Below are 18992 nucleotides of genomic sequence, written 5' to 3' on the forward strand. Positions count from 1 at the left end.
TGCGCAACGATGATCTAACCCATTATTGCGCGCCAAGCAACATATGCTGCGGTAAATGCTCTTTAAAATACTGCTCGATACCATTAGCAATCCCGTTCGCAAGCTTTTCTTGATAGGCTGGTTGCGCGAGCAAACGCGCTTCCGCAGGCGTTGAAATAAACGCGGTTTCAACCAGCATTGAAGGAATATCCGGCGAACGCAAGACCACAAAGTTTGCTCGCTCCACATTGGATTTATGCACATCGCCAACACGCGCTAATTCTCTAATGGTCTGTTCGGCCAAAATATTACTCGATTCGAGCGTCGCTTCTTGTTGAATATTGAGTAACGCTTCTTGAATATCAGAATCGTATTTGCTCACATCCACGCCCCACTTTAGATCCACAGCGTTTTCTTTGTTCGCGAGATATTTTGCTAATTGTGAAGAAGCACCACGGGTTGAGAGAATGTATACCGACGAACCGGTAGGCAGACCTTTTTCAACCGCATCCGCATGAATCGAGACAAATAAATCCGCACCTTTCTCGCGGGCAATCGTCATTCGTCGATACAGCGGAATATAGATATCTGTGTCGCGTGTCATCACCGCGCGATAGCCTTCTTTTTCATTAAGAATACGTCGCAGGCGCTTACCAATCTCTAATACCACGTTCTTTTCACGCAGCCCGGTTGCGCTACTCAGCGCACCAGGATCTTTACCACCATGACCTGGGTCGATAGCGACCACAATATCTTTATTAAACGGCACAGGCGTCGGCAAGGTTTTCTGCTCTTGCACCTGACCGGTGGGGGAAATACTGCGCTCAACCGTCATGACTGCCGTTTGATCCACACTGGGTTTTTCAGGCTGTGGTGGTGTCGGTGGGTTCGGTGCAGGGGGTGTTTGCGTGGGTACGCCAGGCACGCGCGGCAACGGCCCACCCGCAAAAACCACTTCTGGCGATTGCGCACCACTGAGCGATTCTAAAGTGAGTGCGGGCTGAATATTTTGATCATACACATCGACCACAATACGGTGCCCACGATTACCCCCAGGAGGTGCGGTATAGATATTAACTTTGGCCACATAATTAAGATCAATCACCACACGCAGCATTTCTTCATTGCGCTGCCCGGTACGTACACGACCAACCGCACCATCATCAAGCTGCAACCCGGCTCGACCCGTTCGTTTGCCATTGGGAAAATCGAGCACAATACGCGGTGGTGAAGACAAACTAAACTGCATAAATTCGCTGGGCTTATCGATATCCAGCACAATTTGCACCTTATCGGGCAATCGATTGGCGCGAAGATTTTCGAGGGTGACTGCTTGGGCCGTAGACCATACTATGAGGCTGGTGATTAACACCAAAAACCATCGCCATCGTTGCATCATTATCCTGTTAATCCTTTTCGATAACGGAAGCAGAGCATGCCTCCTGCCAAACCAAATACCGCCGCTCACCTTCTAAAGATAGATGCACGTGCGCATCTGCAGGAGGTAGCAACCCTTCGCCTATTTCTGGCCATTCTATCAAAATAATAGCGCTATTTTCTGTCCAATCACGCACATCTAAATAAATCAACTCCTCCGGATCATGGATACGATACAAATCCGCGTGAATCGCGCGCTGCCCATCTTCCAAGCTGTATTCATTGGCTATGGTATACGTTGGACTGGTGATCGCGCCACGAACCCCAAGACTGCGAAGCCATTGTTGGGCAAAAGTTGTTTTCCCGCTGCCTAAATCACCAGTAAGATAGATAACTTTTCCCAAGAAATAGGTTTGTGCCGAGTTAACCCACTGAGTTAAGTCATTAATATCGGTAATATCAAAAGTCTGTCGTTTTGCTATCATGCACTAAAAGTGAGCGTTATACATAAATAAGAACGAACAATCATAACTTACTTTTAAAAAAGGGTAAAAATGTCTTTCAGGTATTGTCGAAAATGAGTAAAAATTAAATATTTATTAGACACCTCGACTTTCATTTGTTAAAATATTTGATTAAAAGCGTTTATTTGATGAGGTAAATTTATGGCAAGATTGGATTTAACAGCGCTCGAAGACATCGATGGATTCCGCGCTGCTGCATTGGTCGATTGCGACAGTGGATTATCTTTGGCAACTATTGGCGAAGGTCTTAATTTAGAACTCGCTGCAGCGGGCAATACTGAGGTTTTACGCGCCAAACAACGTACGTTAACCACACTCAACCTTGATGAAACCATCGAAGATATTTTGATTTCACTGTCGAAAAGTCACCATATCATTCGCCCATTAGACCGCAACGAGAATTTATTTCTGTACTTGGTCCTTGAACGTCAACGCTCAAACCTTGCGCTTGCCCGTCATCAATTACGCGCGTTTGAAAAAGAATTGGATTTCTCCTAAACCGAGACCCGGTTAAATCCATCAATACAGGCCGATAATCACTGCCTGTCGCATCTCTTGGCGTAAGCTATCTTAGCCCAGATCTGCCAAACGTCCGTGTATAATGACCGGCAAACCGTATTAAACAGACGCTTCATGACCCATAAACCAACCGTATTGGCTGTAGAATCTTCCTGTGATGAAACAGCTGTTGCCATCTATCATCCCGAGCAAGGTATTTTAGCGAACGAAGTATTCTCGCAAATCCCTTTACACCGCGAGCACGGTGGCGTTGTGCCCGAATTAGCGGCGCGTGATCATATGCGTCGCCTGCCTATTTTACTCGATGAAGCGCTAACGAGTGCTAAACGGCAATTGAGCGATATCGATGTCATTGCCTATACAGCAGGCCCGGGATTACTCGGTGCGCTAATGACCGGTGCGGCTTTTGCGCGCTCTTTAGCGTTTAGTCTGAATAAACCAGCCCTTGGCATCCATCATATGGAAGGCCACCTCCTCTCGCCGATGCTCGGTGATGAGCAACCCGAATACCCTTTTGTTGCCTTATTGGTTTCTGGTGGGCATACGCAACTCATGGCAGTCAACGCCCCTGGTGACTATCAAATGCTCGGGCAAACGTTGGATGACGCGGTGGGTGAGGCTTTTGATAAAACAGCCAAACTGATGGGCCTACTCTACCCAGGCGGGCCTGAGCTCGCCAAACTTGCCGAAGATGGCGATCCACAATCATTCAAACTCTCGCGCCCGATGGTTAATCGCCCGGGGATGGATATGAGCTTTAGCGGTTTAAAAACCCAAGTACGCCTGTTAATTGAATCCTCTGAAAACAGCGAGGCACAAGCGCGGGCCAATATTGCCGCCAGTTTTCAACAAACGATTGCCGATACGTTAGTGATTAAATGTCAGCGTGCCTGGGCACATACCGGCTATCGTGATTTAGTGGTGGCTGGTGGTGTGAGCGCCAATCAAACGCTCAGACAGGCGTTAGAAGACAGCGCCCAAAAACACAACAAACGGGTATTTTTCCCACCTAAAGCCTTATGCACCGATAATGCCTTGATGATTGCTTATGTGGGTGCGCTACGTGCACAACAAGCCGGAACTCACGATTTGAATATTGATGCGCGAGCGCGTTGGCCACTCAGTGACATCGCAGCTATTTAAGGGTTTTCTCTAGATCACCAATCCATGAAATAAACGCTCTGTTGCACTTACGCTGATGCAGTGCTAAGTTAGCGTTTTTTTCATCGGGAAGATTGTTTATCGTGCGCATTCATAATTTCTGTGCCGGACCTTGTACACTGCCATTAAGTGTGCTTGAAGCCGCGCAAGCTGAGCTGACCAACTTTGCTGACACCGGCATGTCGATGATGGAGATTTCCCATCGCAGTCAAGCATTCATGCAGATTCACGAAGAGGCATTGCAATTAGCGCAACGTTTAAGCGGCGCACCGGAGCAATTTAAGCCGTTGTTATTACCCGGTGGTGCGAGCCAGCAATTTGCCATGAGCGCGCAAAATTTGCTTGGTAACAATGATATTGCCGCGATTGTTAAATCCGGGATTTGGGCGAAAAAAGCGTTGCAGGAAGCCAATCGCGTTGGTCGTATGGAAGTCGTTTGGGATGGCGCGATCAACGATTACACCACCCTGCCTGAATCACTCGAACTTGAGAAACCATTTTCTTATCTACATCTCACCAGTAATGAGACGGTTAATGGCTTACAATTTCCGGTATTTCCTGAAGTTGATGTGCCTTTAGTGATAGATGCGTCATCGGATTATTTTAGCCGTGAGTTGCCCTGGGAACGTTGTGCCGTGGTCTATGGTGGAGTGCAAAAAAACCTTGCGCCATCTGGCCTTGCGCTGGTTTTTGTGCGTGAAGACTATTTAGAAGACCATCCTGAACTGGCAAAATTCTATTGTTATAAAACCCATGCCGATGCCAATTCTTTGTATAACACCCCGCCAACCTGGCAAATTTATTTACTCAATAAAGTCCTGCATTGGATGGAAGAAAAAGGTGGGATCACGTATTTTGCTGACTATGCGCAAGAAAAATCCACTAAATTATACGCAGCAATTGACGGGCTTGATTTTTATCATAACGATGTTGATCCGCGCTACCGTTCGACAATGAACGTCATTTTCCGCACCCCATCACAAGATTTAGACATCGCCTTTGCTCGCGAAGCAGAAGCCCAAGGGTTGAATGGCTTGAAAGGTCACCGCTCAGTTGGTGGACTACGTGCGAGTTTGTATAACGCCTTGGAAATGCGTAGTGTCGATGCCTTAATCGACTTTATGAACGATTTCGCCACGCGTCATGTATAAATTCATCCGCCCGCTACTTTTTCGTTTTGATGCCGAACGCATTCACAATCTGACCTTAGATACGCTCAGCCATTTCCCATGGCTGATCCCCTCTTTACCCACCGTGATCCGATCACCCTCATGGGCCTACGCTTTCCTAATCGATTAGGGCTTGCTGCAGGATTGGATAAAAACGGGGTCGCAGTCGATGCGTTTGCACGCATGGGTTTTGGTTTTATCGAAGTCGGCACCGTCACCCCGCTCGCACAACCCGGCAACCCTAAACCGCGCCTGTTTCGCTTGCCCGAACATCAAGCAATCATCAACCGCATGGGGTTTAATAACCACGGCATTGACGCGCTGTTAAATAACCTGCGCCGTAGCGCACAACAACGAGACACCCTGCTCGGGATTAACCTTGGTAAAAACAAACACACGCCGAATGAACGGGCCTTAGATGACTACCTTATCGGGCTAAATAAAGCCTACCCTTCAGCGGATTATCTAACGATCAATATTTCCTCACCGAACACCGCCGGATTACGTGACCTGCAACACGGCCAGGCCTTAGGAGATCTGCTCACAGGTTTAAAGCAGGCGCAAACCAAGGCACAAGAACAGCATGGGCGTTATGTGCCGTTAGTGGTTAAAATCGCCCCTGATAATGACGATCAAGCTTTGCGCGAGATGTTAACCATTATCAGCGATAGCGGTATTGATGGGATTATCGCAACGAATACGACATTGGACAAAAGCCGCGTTCGCACACATAAATATGCCGACCAAGAAGGCGGCCTTTCTGGCGCACCACTAACCGAACACAGTACCCAGATTATTCACAGCATCCGCGGTCAATTGCCTGATATCGCGTTAATCGCGGCTGGTGGTGTGATGAGCGCGACCGACTATCAGGACAAACTTGCCGCTGGTGCGGATCTCGTACAAGTCTATAGTGGTTTGATTTATCATGGCCCACGCTTGGTACGTGAGTGCTTGCAGGCTGCAAAAACATGACATTGTCACAACTGATTAAAAACCCAACCCATTTTTTGGCTTTTGGTTTGGGTAGCGGCTTAATCACCCCGGCACCTGGCACTTGGGGCACTTTAGCCGCTGTGGTGCTATTTTTGCCCTTTCAACAATGGCTGATTGGCAGTTGGTTTGGTGTACTATTACTACTGGCAAGCTTTATTATTGGCATCTATTTATGTGGACAAACCGCCAAAGATTTAGGCGTACATGATTTTTCCGGCATTGTTTGGGATGAATTTGTTGGCGTGTGGTTGGTGCTTGTGTGTTTGCCACCAAGTTTATTAGCCCATTGGGGATTATGGTGGTGCGCCCTCGCTGCCTTTATCCTATTTCGATTCTTTGACATCGTTAAACCACCACCGATTCATTGGCTCGATCAACGTGTCCCTGGTGGTCTAGGGATTATGATTGACGACGTACTGGCGGGTATTTTTGCGCTAATCGTACTATGGCTATCTGCCGAATTATTTTATTAAAAGGAACCTTTTATGACGCTTTCGTTCAATGCTTTGACCGCTGTTTCTGCCGTTGATGGCCGCTATGGCGATAAAACAGCCGATCTTCGTGAGATTTTCAGTGAATACGGTTTAATCAAATACCGCTATCGCGTTGAGCTGCGTTGGCTCCAAACACTCGCCAACCACCCGCAAATTGAAGAATTACAACCACTAAGTGATGAAGGCGCTGCATTTATCAACGCATTGTATGAAGGCTTTGATTTAGAAACCGCTGAAGCGATTAAAACGATTGAGCGCACTACCAACCATGATGTTAAAGCGGTTGAATACCGCTTAAAAGAAGATTTGAGCGCCAACGATGAACTTAAAGGCAAAATCGAATTCACCCATTTTGCCTGTACCTCTGAAGACATCAACAACCTCTCTTATGCGTTAATGCTGCGTGATGGCCGTGATCTACTGCTCGCGCGCTATCAACGGATTACTGATGCGCTTGCCGAGCTCAGCGCGCGCGAAGCCCAAACCGCGATGCTCGCGCGCACCCACGGCCAACCAGCCTCCCCGACCACCTTGGGTAAAGAAATCGCTAATGTGCACGCCCGCCTTTCTCGCCAGCTCAATCAGCTTAAACATCAAGAAATGCTCGGTAAAATCAACGGCGCAGTCGGAAACTTTAATGCCCACCACATTACCTACCCAGATATTGATTGGCCCGCATTGGCGCAAACTTTTGTTAGCGAGACGTTGCAACTCACCTACAACCCAATGACCACCCAAATCGAGCCACACGATTACATTGCAGAATTGCTCGATAATGTGGCGCGAATCAACACCATCCTGCTCGATTTTGCGCGTGATATCTGGGGCTATATCAGCGTCAACTATTTCAAACAAAAAGTGATTGCTGGTGAGGTAGGTTCGTCAACCATGCCGCATAAAGTCAACCCGATTGATTTTGAAAACGCCGAAGGAAACTTTGGTATCGCCAACGCACTGGCTCAGCATCTTGCAGCAAAACTCCCTGTGTCGCGTTTTCAGCGCGATTTGAGCGATTCTACCGCGCTACGAAGTCTTGGTACCGCCTTTGGTCACACCCTTATTGCCTTAGCTGCATTAGAAAAAGGGATTGGCAAACTCGAAACCAACCATGAAGTGATTGCTGCCGATCTTGCCGCCAACCCAGAAGTACTCGGTGAGGCCGTACAAACGGTTATGCGCCGCTACGACATCCCAGAGCCTTATGAAAAACTTAAAGCGCTGACCCGTGGACAAAAAATCACTCCAGAAAAGCTGGCTGAGTTTATCGATACCCTAGACTTACCTGATGAGGCAAAAGCACGCTTACGTACGCTGAAACCAGGCGAGTATATTGGCCTAGCCGTTTCTTTGAGTAAAAACGCATAAGCGTATGAGCGCTGATTACCCGGGTTTGTCGCAATTTACGTTGCTGGCGATCGCGCATTTTTTAGCGCTGATGTCGCCAGGGCCCGATTTTGCGGTGATTATCAGTCAAAGTGTTCGTCACGGCCGGCGCTTAGGTATTATTACCGCCTTAGGCATCGGTTGTGGCATTGGCGTGCATGTGGCCTATACTTTGCTCGGGATTGGCATCCTGCTGAAAAGTCATCTTTGGCTAATGTGGACGGCCAAATTGCTTGGTGCGGGGTATTTATTGTGGCTAAGCTGGCATCTACTGCGCGCCCGCCCTGCCACATCCCCCATCCAGGACACAGCCTGCACAATGCCCGATACATTGAGTGCAAAGAAAGCGTTTTGGCGAGGCTTTCTCACCAACGCAACCAACCCCAAAGCCACGCTCTTTTTCTTAGCTATTTTCACCACCGTGGTTGCACCCAGTACGCCGCTCACCGTGCAGGCGTTTTATGGTCTTTGGATGTGTATCACTACCGCACTGTGGTTTGTTTTAGTCGCTACTCTATTTTCTCGTCAGTCAATAAGGGCTTGGTTTAATTGCGTCGGCCATTGGTTTGATCGGGTGATGGGTGGGGTGTTATGTTTGTTCGCACTACGGCTATTACTCAGTAAAGTACACTCATGAGTATTACACGACGCGAGCGCGCCACAGCAATCACCGGATTGATGATTGGCTGTGTGATTTTCGGCTTAGGCAGCTTAATCGTTGCCTTTGTGCCGATTGGTGCCTATGCGATTGCTTTTTGGCGAATGTTGATTGGTGGCGTGGTATTTGGCGCTCTATTTATGCTTCGTCGTGATCACCTGCCCAAAAACCGACGCGCCATCGTTTTTGCCGGTTTGTCAGGGATTTTTCTTGCCGTTGATTTATCACTATGGCATGAAAGCATTTACGCGGTTGGCCCTGGGATTTCCACCCTACTCAATAGCCTGCAGATATTTTTCCTCGCTGCTCTGGGTTGGATACTCTTTCAGGAACGCCTTAGCCTGCAGCAAACTTTCAGCCTGTTTTTAGCCATTATTGGCGTTGGCCTGATTGCCAGTCCTGAGTTCGCACATAACAGCGCGGCGACTTGGGGATTTATTAGCGGCGGTCTATCAGCAGCGATGCTTGCGGCTTCGATGACCGCGATTCGTCTCACTCATGCCAGTGAACCCACGCCATTAGTCCCATTGATGGTGGTACTCAATTTCAGTGGCGCGTTTGCGATCCTACCAATTGCACTATTGAGTGATGCTGCGTTTTTCCCGACTAACTGGCACGATATCGCCTTAGTCGCCACTTATGGCTTAGTGATGCAAAGTTTGGCATGGACGATGATTGCTTGGGCGATTCCGCGCCTCTCATTGGCACTCACCGGACTTATTTTGCTCAGCGAACCCGTTGCTGCGTTAATTATTGATTATTTATTACTCGACAAATCGATTAATGGTTTACAGTGGACAGGCGCGTCACTCACCCTGCTTGCGATCTATCTTGGTTCAGTGGCCAAGAAAAAAGCTGCTTAAAATAAGCGTTTAATGGTGATTGGTTTAGGTTCAATCCCCATTTCTGACCATGGTGCTTGTTGGGTAGTATTCGGCACTTGCATGCTTAAATAATTATCGTAGGTAAACGGTGCATTAGGCATCATCCCCATAATCTTACCCTGAATTCTTGACACACTATCGGGTAGTGGAATAATCAAACGCTTCCAATCGTAGGTTTCGCACACCCTGGCGATCACCTCACGCATGGTTAACACTTCCCTGCCACCAAGCTCATAGCTTGTGCGATCTACTGACGATTCCAGCGCCCATACAAAAGCGTGTGCAACATCTTCTACAGCCACCGGCTGAAACTGAGCTTTGTGGCAAACCAGCGGCATCACCGGCAGATAGCGCAACAGACGCGCAAACTGATTAAAAAAGTTATCATCCTCACCAAAGATAATCGATGGGCGCAGGCTGACCATACGTATATCGTGTGTTTTAGCCAATTCAAAAGCGGCTGCCTCACCTGCCGCTTTTGTTTTAAGATACTGACTTGGACCTCGATGTTCCACCCCGAGGGCGGACATGTGGATATAGTCTTTAATCCCTGCCTGAGCGGTCGCCTTAACCACATTGCGAACTAAGGCATGATGTACCCATTCAAAGGATTGCTCACCGTGTTCGTGCAAAATACCGACCAGATGAATCGCCCCATCACAGCCATCCATCGCTTCAGCCAATGCATTCACATCATGATAATCAACCTGGCGTAAAAGCACTCCATCCTTGATTCCCGATTGTGAGGACGATAAAATCACCACCTCGTGATCTTTTTCACGCAATCTGGCCACAACAGCTTGTCCAACAAAACCTGTGCCCCCTGTTACCGCAATCTTCATAGCGCTCCCTCACTAATGATTCCCCTAAACAATAGCAAAATAAACGCCCTGTACAGGTTATAATAACGCAATGAAGCAGCTTGAATCTTTCCCTATTGAAAACCCCTGTCAGCAGATTTGTCGCTTTAATCGACAACGCTATTGCCGTACCTGCATGCGGCATATGGATGAGCGCATACATTGGGAAGAATACGATGATGAGGAAAAGCGGCGTGTATTACGCAAATGTTATCGCCGCAAACTGGCGTATAAACGCGCAGCTTACTTACAAAGCGTTGCCGAGCGTCAACATGCGCCCACTCAACCAACGCCCCGTCAGCTCGATTTGTTTAACGCTAATAAACGTAAAACACCCACCGAACAACCGAAAAAAGTTACTCCTAAAGATGATGAAGAGAGTCCGCAGCTATCGTTGTTTTAAACGCAGATGGTTTGCGGTGGGCATGGCTTTTAATTAACGATATAATGAATAGATTATTTTTTGCGTGCGTTACTATTTATGCCACAACCTGTTTTTAAGCACATCGGCATCATCGGCAAATACCGCTTGCATGATGTTGAAGACACCATTCGCCGCGTCATTGCGCTGCTCGATGATCAGCACATCGCTTATAGCCTTGATCAACACACCATGCCTGAAGCGCTGCAGGATCATCCGCGTAGTATGTCGATTAGCGCATGGCCCGATGAAGTCGATTTATGTGTGGTGATCGGCGGTGATGGAACATTCCTGTACGCTGGCCGCATGCTGCTTGAGCACCAAATCCCCTTAGTGGGCATCAACGCTGGTCATTTAGGCTTTCTCGCAGATATTCCCGGAGCCACCTTAGAACAGGAGCTTTCAACCATCTTCGAAGGTCACTACTGCAGCGAAATCCGCCATACCTTGCATGTAAGCGTGGAAAATGATGGCGTTTGTCAGGCAACTTTTTATGCCGTCAATGATGCGGTCATTCACAAGCGCAATATGGCGCGGATGATTGATTTAGAGGTTTATACCCGCGAGCGCTTTCTCGCGCACTACCGCGCCGACGGCTTGATTATTGCCACCCCGACCGGATCGACTGCTTACGCACTATCGGCAGGTGGGCCAATTGTCGAACCTTCTTTACCAGCCACCCTGCTCGTGCCGATTTGTCCGCATACTTTAATGCAGCGCCCGGTGGTTCTTGACGCCCAACGCGTCATTCGCGCCTGCTTGAACCGTGAACGCTTTAAAGACGTTCAGCTGACCATCGATGGACAGGAAGAATACATCATGCAAGCTGGTGATCAGGTGGTTGTGCGACAAGCACAAGAGCTCAACGTCATCCACCCTGCGCAGTATAAATTCCAGCAGCGCTTACGTGAAAAATTCCATTGGGGTGTTGCTGGCGAAATAAGCTATGACCGCAGCCCCGGGAGCGATGATGCTTGAAGCACTCAGCATCGAACAATTAGCAATCATTGAGCGTAGCAGTATTCATTTTCAACCTGGTTTTAACGTATTAACCGGTGAAACGGGTGCTGGTAAATCCATTTTGATCGATGCGGTTTCCTTAGCGCTTGGTGAGCGTGCAGATTCCAGTGCTATTCGCCATGGAGCTGAGCAAGCGTTAGTGCAAGCGCTTTTTAGTGCTATTCCAGAGCCACTACAAAATACCCTTGCTGACGAAGCTTTAGCCAATGATGACATGCCGAGCGAATGTATTATTCGTCGCAGCGTGCGTGAAAACGGCAGTAAAGCTTTTTGTAACGATAAATCCGTGACTAGCGCAAAGCTGAGAAACTTAAGCGAGTCGTTGCTAAGTATTCATGGTCAGCATAGCAATCAATCATTAATCAAAAGCGAAGCACAACGAGAACGTTTAGATCGCTTTGCCAGCAATGAGCAATTATTAGAGAAAACCAGCGCCGCCTATCGCAGCTGGCAACAATTAACAGCCCAATACCAGGATTGGCAAAATGCGCGTAGTGAACACGAAGAACGTTTAAGCCTGTTGCGCTACCAACTCGACGAACTTGAAGAAATTAATCCTCAAACTGGTGAGTTTGAGACAATTTCTGCAGAACAACATATCCTGGCTAATGCCGATAACATCCTGAGCCAAGGTGGCCGTTTGCTTGATATGCTGCAAGACAGCGATCAGGCATTAACCAGCGGCGTCCGTCAAGCACAACACAGCGCTGACGCGCTGCATGGGATTGACCCTCGCTTTGCTGAAATCGCCGAGCTACTCAGTCAGAGCGCTATTTACTTAGATGAGGCAGCAGATGCACTCAATCGCCAGCTAAGTCGCATCGAGCATGATCCCCAGCAGCTCGCTGAGATTGAAACGCGGATGAATGCACTACACACTTTAGCGCGCAAACACCACCGCTCGCCTGATGAATTAGGCGCACATTGGCAAGACTTGCAGCAAGAATATGACGCACTTAGTTCGCAACAAGACAGTCAAAACCAGCTAGAAGCACAATGTCAGCAAGCGGAAGCTCACTACCAAAAAGCCGCTTTAGAACTTCGTGAGGCCCGTAAAAAAGCCACTTTACAGTTAGCCAAAGACGTTCAACAATGGATTCGCCAACTCGGTATGGTGCAAGCTGAATTTAAAATAGAGGTTGAAGCGAGTGAGCGAGCGAGCATCCATGGACTCGATCGGGTAACCTTTCACTTATGCGCCAACCCAGGGCAGGCTTTGCAGCCCTTAGCGAAAGTCGCCTCTGGGGGTGAGTTATCGCGCGTGAGTCTGGCGATAGAAGTGGCTTGTCTGGATGAAGCCCCGGTGCCGACGGTGATTTTTGATGAAATTGATGCCGGTATTGGTGGCGAAGTGGCCGATACGGTAGGAAGATTGCTGCAACGCCTCAGTCAAAATCGACAGGTTCTGTGTATCACTCATTTGCCGCAAGTCGCAGTCTATGCCGACCATCATTTGTATATCGAAAAAACCAGCGATCAAAACAGTACACTCACGAGCGTTCATACGCTGGATCAGACAAAACGCATACAAGAAATTGCCCGCATGTTAGGCAGCGCTGAAAGCGAAACCTCGCGTGGCCATGCACAAGCCATGCTCGATGCAGCAGACAATCATCGTCGAGGATGAATTTCCCACGCTAACACCTTATAATGCCATCATTTACCCACAAGGATTATTCATGAGAATGCGTTTACATTTGCCGCTGATCGTAACCACGCTGATATTCACCGCAGCTTGCACGCGCATGCCCTTTCTTTATCAAGTCGATGTGGCGCAAGGTAATGTGTTTGATGAGCAAAAGGTGGCACAAATCCAGCCCGGCATGACCCGTCAACAAGTGCATCGCTTACTTGGTGCGCCGTTGCTCGATGATCCTTTTCATGCACAACGCGATCATTATTTATATCGCTTTAAAAGCGGTGAGTCCAACACCCGCTATCAACGCGATTTAATCATCGATTACGATACCAATAATCAAGTTACTCAGGTGCAACAAACCCCGTTGCACGTCACGAAGGATTAACCATGCTCGATATTCAATGGCTGCGCCAAGACGCAGAAGCTGTTCGTGCCGCGCTTGCTAAGCGCGGTTTTGATTTTCCTGCTGAACAATACGCCAGCTTAGAAGCCGCACGTAAAGAACAACAAGTCCGCAGCGAAACCCTGCAATCAGAGCGCAAAACACTCTCCCAAGCGATTGGTAAAGCGAAAGCCAATGGCCAGAGCGCTGATGCGTTGATGGCAAAAGTCGCGAGCATTGGTGACGAGCAAAAAAGTACTGATGCGGCTTTAGCTGAAACCCAAGCCGCACTCAATGATTTACTGTTAGGGTTACCGAATATCCCTGATGACAGCGTACCGTTAGGAGAAAGTGAAGACGATAACGTTGAAGTGCGACGCTGGGGCAGCCCACGTGCATTTGATTTCCCGGTTAAAGAACACGCCGATTTAGAACACATTGGCTTGGATTTTGCCGCAGGTGCGAAACTCGCGGGCGCACGTTTTACCGTTTTACACGGCGCTTTAGCTCGCCTGCACCGTGCGCTGGCGCAATTCATGCTCGACACGCATACCGCAGAACACGGCTACCAGGAAACCTATGTGCCTTATCTCGCGAACGCTGATAGCTTATTCGGCACAGGTCAGCTGCCTAAATTTGGCGAAGACCTATTCCAAACCGAGCTTGGTGAACGCGCTTTTTATCTCATCCCAACCGCAGAAGTGAGTTTGACCAATTTAGTTCGCGACACGATTTTAGACGACAAACAGCTCCCGCTGCGTCTCACTGCACAAACGCCATGCTTCCGTTCTGAAGCGGGTGCGCACGGTAAAGACGTACGTGGCATGATCCGCCAACATCAGTTTGAAAAAGTAGAAATGGTGCAGATTGTTCGTCCGGAAGAGTCTAACGATGCACTCGAAGCGCTTACCGCACACGCGGAAACGATTCTGCAGAAGCTCGAGCTCCCCTACCGTACGGTCGTATTGTGTACTGGTGACATGGGTTTTGGCGCACGTAAAACCTATGATATAGAAGTCTGGCTACCCGGACAAAATGCTTATCGCGAAATCTCTTCTTGTAGCAATTGTGGCGATTTCCAGGCGCGACGCATGCAAGCGCGCTACCGCAAACCAGGCGAGAAAAAGCCACAACTGGTTCACACACTTAATGGTTCCGGGCTTGCCGTAGGCCGCACCATGGTCGCGATTTTAGAGAACTACCAAAACGCGGATGGTTCTATCACGATTCCTGAGGTTCTTAAGCCTTATATGGGCGGGTTGACACAAATTACTGCGCAGTAAAGCTGATGAACAATGCCGGATCCACTCCGGCATTGTTCCTGTCTTCAAGTCTTTGCAGCTGATTTAGTGAATAACCATCCGCCGATGATCAGCGCCACACCCGTACAAATTGCGATATCAGCAACATTAAAGGTTGGCCAATAATAATTTTGGTAATGCCACTGGATGAAATCAACCACATAACCATGCGCCATGCGGTCATAGCCATTACCAATCGCCCCACCTAAAATCGAACCATAACCCAGCAACATCAACCACTGCGGCTTTTCGGTGAGAATGGCGTAGATCAACCAAATACTCACCACCACAGCCAGGCCAAGAAACAACCAGCGTTGCCAGCCGCCGTGATCTGCAAGAAAACTAAAGGCCGCCCCGCGGTTAAAAGCCAAAGCAAAATTCATATACTCGTTAACCACTATCGATTGATCGGCCAGTGTGCTTAACGCCCATTGCTTGGTGACATAGTCAAAAGCAACCCACAGCAAAGCCAGTACTAACGCTGCTATTCTCATTGTGTATTCCTTATACGTACTGGCGATTTTCGCCATCGCTGCTGATATTGTCCACACAACGGGTGCAAAGATCAGGGTGTTCAGCATTTTCACCCACACTTGGCACATGATGCCAGCAGCGCTCACATTTAGCCGCGCTTGATTGCTTCACAGCAACCGCAGGCTCGCCAGTGTGCAAGGTCACTGAAGACACAATAAAGGCAAAGCGCAGTTCATCACCGAGTCGTGCCAGCTGTTCGCGATCTGTTTCAGGCAAGGTTAGCGTCACTTCGGCTTCTAAAGAACCACCAATGCTACCTTCTTTACGTGCTTGTTCTAGCGCCGTATTCACCCGCTCACGGTATTGCATTAACAATCGCCAGAATGAGGCGTCGTAATCATCTTCATCAAGGGCAAACAAACCATCGTAAAATTCGCTTAAAAAGACCGATTCGGCGCGCTCTCCCGGCATATACTGCCAAATTTCTTCTGCGGTAAAGCTCAAAATTGGCGCCAACCAGCGCACCATCGCTTCCAGGATATGATAAATCGCGGTTTGTGCCGAACGACGCGCGCGGTTATCGGTAGCAATCGTGTATTGGCGGTCTTTAATCACATCAAGATAGAACCCACCCATATCGACCGAACAGAAGTTAAACAACTGCTGATAAATGAGATGGAATTCGTAATGCTCATACGCATGGCGTAGTTTTTCTTGCAACTGATAGGCAAGCGAGACCGCATAACGGTCAAGCGCGACCATGTCCTCACGCGCGACTTGATCCGCAGCCGGATCAAAATCATGCAAATTAGCAAGCAAAAAGCGGCAGGTATTACGAATGCGGCGATAGGCATCCGCGCGTTGCTTTAAGATATTGTTTGACAGGCTGATTTCGGCGCTGTAATCCGCAGAAGCTACCCAAAGACGCAGCACATCAGCGCCCATTTGTTTAATCACCGTTTGTGGATCGACCACATTACCCAGCGATTTACTCATCTTGTGGCCCTTTTCATCGACGGTAAAGCCATGGGTCAGCAAACCACGATAAGGTGGTTGCCCATCAATCGCGCTACCGGTAAGTAATGAGGAATGAAACCAACCGCGATGCTGATCCGAACCTTCGAGATACAGGTCCGCCGGATAAGACAACTCTGGACGTTCGCGCAACACCGCGTAATGGGTGATACCCGAATCAAACCACACATCGAGCACATCATCGAGTTTGTGATAGTTCGCAAGATCTTCTGCAGGAATGAGCACTTCTAGCGGTAAATCAAACCACGCTTCGATCCCGTTTTTCTCAATCGCCTGTGCCGCCTCTTCCATAATTGACGCCACATCCGGATGTAACTCACCGGTTTCGTTGTGCACCACGAAACACAGCGGCACACCCCAATAGCGTTGACGTGAGATACACCAATCTGGGCGACCAGCGATCATATTGGTTAAGCGTGCACGCCCCCATTCGGGCGTAAACTGCACGCCTTCTAAACCACTCAGTGCGGTATCACGCAAACCTTGTTGATCCATGCTGATGAACCACTGCGTGGTCGCGCGATAAATCGTTGGTGATTTATGGCGCCAGCAATGTGGGTAACTGTGGGTGAAGCTATTATCGTGTAGTAGACGTCCACGCTCACGCAATAAATCAACCACCGCACTATTGGCTTTAAACACGTGCTGCCCGGCAAAATATGGCGTATCATCGCTATAACACCCGTTACCGAGCACAATGTTGATCATTTCTAAACCATAGCGGCGACAGACATCGTAGTCTTCAACCCCATGAGCAGGCGCGGTATGCACACAGCCAGTGCCTTGTTCGAGTGTGACATGCTCACCGCACACCACCGGCACTACGCGCTCATCGACAAAAGGATGCGCGAGTTTTAAGCCGTCTAACTGCTTGCCATCGATCTGCGCTAACACTTCAGCATCATCTAATTGCCAACGTTCAACCAAACCTTCTAACAAATCTGCCGCGACAATAAAGACACCCGCTGAAGCGCGAACCAGAACATAGCTAAACTCTGGATGTACGCTCACCGCAACGTTTGCTGGAATCGTCCACGGGGTTGTTGTCCAAATCACCACATCCGCAGCATCAATCGCCCCATCATAGGCAAAGCGCTTTTGTAAGTCGGCGATATCACGCACCGCAAAACGCACATCAATGGAAATGGATGTTTTATCCTGATACTCCACTTCCGCCTCAGCCAGCGACGAACCACAGTCCAAACACCAGTTAATCGGTTTAAAGCCATTAACCACATGTCCACGGCGAACAATCTCGGCCAAACCACGTACGATACCGGCCTCGGTTTGTGGCGCTGCGGTAATATACGGCTTGTCCCAATAGCCAAAAACACCTAAGCGAATAAAATCATCTTTTTGCAGCGCGACCTGACTTTCAGCAAATTCGCGACAGGCATGGCGAAACTCACTCGCGCTGACTTTCGGCCCCGGTTTACCGATTTTTTGCTCAACTTTTTGCTCAATCGGCAAACCATGGCAATCCCAGCCTGGTACATACGGACTGTCGTAGCCTAATTGATGGCGTGATTTGGTGATGATGTCTTTTAAGATTTTATTCAGCGCATGACCGACATGGATCGCGCCATTGGCATATGGAGGCCCATCATGTAATAAAAACCGTGGCTTATCCGCAAATTGCTCGCGTTGTTTGTTATAAATGTCGCGTTCCTGCCAAAAAGCGAGCATTTCCGGTTCGCGCTGCGGTAAGTTTCCGCGCATCGGAAAATCGGTTTGTGGGAGATTGAGCGTATGTTTGTAGTCAGCCATATAATTTCCGTTAATGTTGATACTGCGCAATCAACGCTTGCGCGTGCGCGATATCTTGTTTAATTTGTGCTTGCAACGTGGTGCTGTCGGCAAAGCAACGTTCTTCGCGTAAAAATTCAACCATCTCTACCCGCAGCAACGCGCCATATACCTCACCAAGTGGTGAAAAAGCATGAACTTCCAATTTGCGCTGCTGGCCTGCAAAAGTGGGCGCGACACCAAGGTTTGCCACCCCCCACACACTTTGTGCTGCAGACAAAACCTGTATTTTTACCACATACACGCCATCGGGTAAACACCACGCATTCGGCACATGTATATTCGCGGTTGGTGTATTCATCGAACGCCCACGTTTCGCGCCATGGCGCACCCGTCCAGTATAGGTCAATCCGTGCCCTAATAAGGCACGTGCGCGGGTTAAGTTATGCCGATCAACGGCTTCACGAATCGCTGAACTCGAGATACGTTCACCATCGGTCGTGCAGACACTATCCATGCTTTCAACCGTATAGCCACCTTTATCAGCCATCGCTTGGAGTAGCGCAAAATCGCCGCGTCCACGATAACCAAAGCGAAAATCATCGCCAACCAATAAATGCTTCACCCCGAGATCCGCCAACAAATACTCTTGCACAAAGTCTTCAGGTGATGATTGACGCAGTGCTTGGGTAAATGAGCGCAACGTCCAGTGCGTGACCCCATAATGCGCCAGCCAGTGTGCACGATCACGCAATGGCGTAATCAGAGGCGGCTCTTTTTTGTTGATCACTGCACGTGGGTGTGGGAAGAAACTCATCAGCATCGGGGTTAAGCCCAACGTTTCAGCGCGCGCATGCAATGCCGCAATCACCGCCTGGTGACCGAGGTGAACGCCGTCAAAGTTCCCGATTGCCAGCGCCGGGGCTGAGGGTAACGTGAGGCGTGGATAGCGCCGATGAATATGCAACAT

At 48.9% G+C, this 18992-nt stretch carries 18 protein-coding genes and 1 pseudogene; 13 read left to right on the top strand and 6 right to left on the bottom strand.

Annotated elements, in window-relative coordinates:
- Window positions 1-22 precede the first annotated feature (22 nt).
- Both L0B52_RS01950 and tsaE read right to left on the bottom strand, forming a co-directional pair.
- Window positions 23-1378, bottom strand: coding sequence for an N-acetylmuramoyl-L-alanine amidase (locus L0B52_RS01950; RefSeq protein WP_235064858.1), 1356 nt, complete (start codon window positions 1376-1378; stop codon window positions 23-25).
- Between the two features lie 7 nt (window positions 1379-1385).
- On the bottom strand, window positions 1386-1841 hold the full coding sequence (gene tsaE / locus L0B52_RS01955; RefSeq protein WP_235064859.1) for a tRNA (adenosine(37)-N6)-threonylcarbamoyltransferase complex ATPase subunit type 1 TsaE: 456 nt from the start codon (window positions 1839-1841) through the stop codon (window positions 1386-1388).
- 180 nt (window positions 1842-2021) lie between these two features.
- Between tsaE and L0B52_RS01960 the strand changes: the two genes are divergently transcribed.
- From L0B52_RS01960 to L0B52_RS01995, 8 genes and pseudogenes are all read left to right on the top strand, one after another.
- Complete coding sequence (locus tag L0B52_RS01960) at window positions 2022-2378, top strand: roadblock/LC7 domain-containing protein (protein WP_235064860.1); 357 nt, start codon at window positions 2022-2024, stop codon at window positions 2376-2378.
- A gap of 135 nt (window positions 2379-2513) precedes the next feature.
- Window positions 2514-3542 carry a tRNA (adenosine(37)-N6)-threonylcarbamoyltransferase complex transferase subunit TsaD gene (gene tsaD, locus L0B52_RS01965; protein WP_235064861.1) on the top strand — a complete coding sequence of 343 codons (1029 nt, stop codon included), beginning with the start codon at window positions 2514-2516 and terminating at the stop codon, window positions 3540-3542.
- 101 nt (window positions 3543-3643) lie between these two features.
- Window positions 3644-4711, top strand: a complete 1068-nt coding sequence (serC, locus tag L0B52_RS01970) for a 3-phosphoserine/phosphohydroxythreonine transaminase (RefSeq protein ID WP_235064862.1) — start codon at window positions 3644-3646, stop codon at window positions 4709-4711.
- Window positions 4704-5704, top strand: a pseudogene (locus tag L0B52_RS01975) (quinone-dependent dihydroorotate dehydrogenase). Before serC ends, L0B52_RS01975 begins: the two are co-directional and overlap by 8 nt.
- Complete coding sequence (locus L0B52_RS01980; RefSeq protein ID WP_235064864.1) at window positions 5701-6198, top strand: phosphatidylglycerophosphatase A; 498 nt, start codon at window positions 5701-5703, stop codon at window positions 6196-6198. Before L0B52_RS01975 ends, L0B52_RS01980 begins: the two are co-directional and overlap by 4 nt.
- A 12-nt stretch (window positions 6199-6210) precedes the next feature.
- Complete coding sequence (gene purB / locus L0B52_RS01985; protein ID WP_235064865.1) at window positions 6211-7584, top strand: adenylosuccinate lyase; 1374 nt, start codon at window positions 6211-6213, stop codon at window positions 7582-7584.
- Window positions 7585-7588: 4 nt separating this feature from the next.
- Window positions 7589-8239, top strand: a complete 651-nt coding sequence (locus L0B52_RS01990) for a LysE family translocator (protein WP_235064866.1) — start codon at window positions 7589-7591, stop codon at window positions 8237-8239.
- On the top strand, window positions 8236-9123 hold the full coding sequence (locus tag L0B52_RS01995) for a DMT family transporter (protein WP_235064867.1): 888 nt from the start codon (window positions 8236-8238) through the stop codon (window positions 9121-9123). Before L0B52_RS01990 ends, L0B52_RS01995 begins: the two co-directional genes overlap by 4 nt.
- Here the strand turns inward: L0B52_RS01995 and L0B52_RS02000 are convergent.
- Window positions 9120-9986, bottom strand: coding sequence for a complex I NDUFA9 subunit family protein (locus L0B52_RS02000; protein WP_235064868.1), 867 nt, complete (start codon window positions 9984-9986; stop codon window positions 9120-9122). The genes L0B52_RS01995 and L0B52_RS02000 overlap by 4 nt on opposite strands.
- 70 nt (window positions 9987-10056) lie before the next feature.
- Between L0B52_RS02000 and L0B52_RS02005 the strand changes: the two genes are divergently transcribed.
- The 5 genes from L0B52_RS02005 to serS all read left to right on the top strand — a co-directional run bounded on the left by L0B52_RS02005 (window position 10057) and on the right by serS (window position 14749).
- Entirely contained in the window at window positions 10057-10407 is a 351-nt protein-coding gene (locus L0B52_RS02005) for a DUF1289 domain-containing protein (RefSeq protein WP_235064869.1), read from the top strand.
- Window positions 10408-10485: 78 nt separating this feature from the next.
- Entirely contained in the window at window positions 10486-11403 is a 918-nt protein-coding gene (locus tag L0B52_RS02010) for an NAD(+)/NADH kinase (protein WP_235064870.1), read from the top strand.
- The gene (recN, locus tag L0B52_RS02015; RefSeq protein WP_235064871.1) at window positions 11372-13072 is read left to right on the top strand and encodes a DNA repair protein RecN; all 1701 of its coding nucleotides are present in this window, start codon (window positions 11372-11374) and stop codon (window positions 13070-13072) included. Before L0B52_RS02010 ends, recN begins: the two co-directional genes overlap by 32 nt.
- A 52-nt stretch (window positions 13073-13124) precedes the next feature.
- Window positions 13125-13469 (top strand): outer membrane protein assembly factor BamE, encoded by a 345-nt coding sequence (locus L0B52_RS02020; RefSeq protein ID WP_235064872.1) that lies wholly within the window; start codon window positions 13125-13127, stop codon window positions 13467-13469.
- Window positions 13470-13471: 2 nt separating this feature from the next.
- Window positions 13472-14749 carry a serine--tRNA ligase gene (gene serS / locus L0B52_RS02025; RefSeq protein WP_235064873.1) on the top strand — a complete coding sequence of 426 codons (1278 nt, stop codon included), beginning with the start codon at window positions 13472-13474 and terminating at the stop codon, window positions 14747-14749.
- A 44-nt stretch (window positions 14750-14793) separates the two neighbouring features.
- Here the strand turns inward: serS and lspA are convergent, their stop codons facing one another.
- From lspA to ribF, 3 genes are read right to left on the bottom strand one after another with little or no spacing between them, the layout of a single operon-like run.
- Entirely contained in the window at window positions 14794-15261 is a 468-nt protein-coding gene (gene lspA, locus L0B52_RS02030; RefSeq protein ID WP_235064874.1) for a signal peptidase II, read from the bottom strand.
- Between the two features lie 10 nt (window positions 15262-15271).
- Window positions 15272-18043 (bottom strand): isoleucine--tRNA ligase, encoded by a 2772-nt coding sequence (gene ileS / locus L0B52_RS02035; protein ID WP_235064875.1) that lies wholly within the window; start codon window positions 18041-18043, stop codon window positions 15272-15274.
- 10 nt (window positions 18044-18053) lie between these two features.
- Window positions 18054-18992: a riboflavin biosynthesis protein RibF gene (gene ribF, locus L0B52_RS02040; RefSeq protein WP_235064876.1), complete on the bottom strand. Its 939-nt coding sequence runs from the start codon at window positions 18990-18992 to the stop codon at window positions 18054-18056.

It is taken from the genome of Suttonella sp. R2A3, from assembly GCF_021513215.1.
Classification (GTDB): Bacteria; Pseudomonadota; Gammaproteobacteria; order Cardiobacteriales; family Cardiobacteriaceae; genus JAHUUI01.

Bases quoted from the DNA above. Each gene is read 5' to 3' on its own strand.
- L0B52_RS01950 (WP_235064858.1), bottom strand. From the start codon at position 1,378: ATGATGCAACGATGGCGATGGTTTTTGGTGTTAATCACCAGCCTCATA.
- tsaE (WP_235064859.1), bottom strand. From the start codon at position 1,841: ATGATAGCAAAACGACAGACTTTTGATATTACCGATATTAATGACTTA.
- L0B52_RS01960 (WP_235064860.1), top strand. From the start codon at position 2,022: ATGGCAAGATTGGATTTAACAGCGCTCGAAGACATCGATGGATTCCGC.
- tsaD (WP_235064861.1), top strand. From the start codon at position 2,514: ATGACCCATAAACCAACCGTATTGGCTGTAGAATCTTCCTGTGATGAA.
- L0B52_RS01980 (WP_235064864.1), top strand. From the start codon at position 5,701: ATGACATTGTCACAACTGATTAAAAACCCAACCCATTTTTTGGCTTTT.
- purB (WP_235064865.1), top strand. From the start codon at position 6,211: ATGACGCTTTCGTTCAATGCTTTGACCGCTGTTTCTGCCGTTGATGGC.
- L0B52_RS01990 (WP_235064866.1), top strand. From the start codon at position 7,589: ATGAGCGCTGATTACCCGGGTTTGTCGCAATTTACGTTGCTGGCGATC.
- L0B52_RS01995 (WP_235064867.1), top strand. From the start codon at position 8,236: ATGAGTATTACACGACGCGAGCGCGCCACAGCAATCACCGGATTGATG.
- L0B52_RS02000 (WP_235064868.1), bottom strand. From the start codon at position 9,986: ATGAAGATTGCGGTAACAGGGGGCACAGGTTTTGTTGGACAAGCTGTT.
- L0B52_RS02005 (WP_235064869.1), top strand. From the start codon at position 10,057: ATGAAGCAGCTTGAATCTTTCCCTATTGAAAACCCCTGTCAGCAGATT.
- L0B52_RS02010 (WP_235064870.1), top strand. From the start codon at position 10,486: ATGCCACAACCTGTTTTTAAGCACATCGGCATCATCGGCAAATACCGC.
- recN (WP_235064871.1), top strand. From the start codon at position 11,372: ATGACCGCAGCCCCGGGAGCGATGATGCTTGAAGCACTCAGCATCGAA.
- L0B52_RS02020 (WP_235064872.1), top strand. From the start codon at position 13,125: ATGAGAATGCGTTTACATTTGCCGCTGATCGTAACCACGCTGATATTC.
- serS (WP_235064873.1), top strand. From the start codon at position 13,472: ATGCTCGATATTCAATGGCTGCGCCAAGACGCAGAAGCTGTTCGTGCC.
- lspA (WP_235064874.1), bottom strand. From the start codon at position 15,261: ATGAGAATAGCAGCGTTAGTACTGGCTTTGCTGTGGGTTGCTTTTGAC.
- ileS (WP_235064875.1), bottom strand. From the start codon at position 18,043: ATGGCTGACTACAAACATACGCTCAATCTCCCACAAACCGATTTTCCG.
- ribF (WP_235064876.1), bottom strand. From the start codon at position 18,992: ATGTTGCATATTCATCGGCGCTATCCACGCCTCACGTTACCCTCAGCC.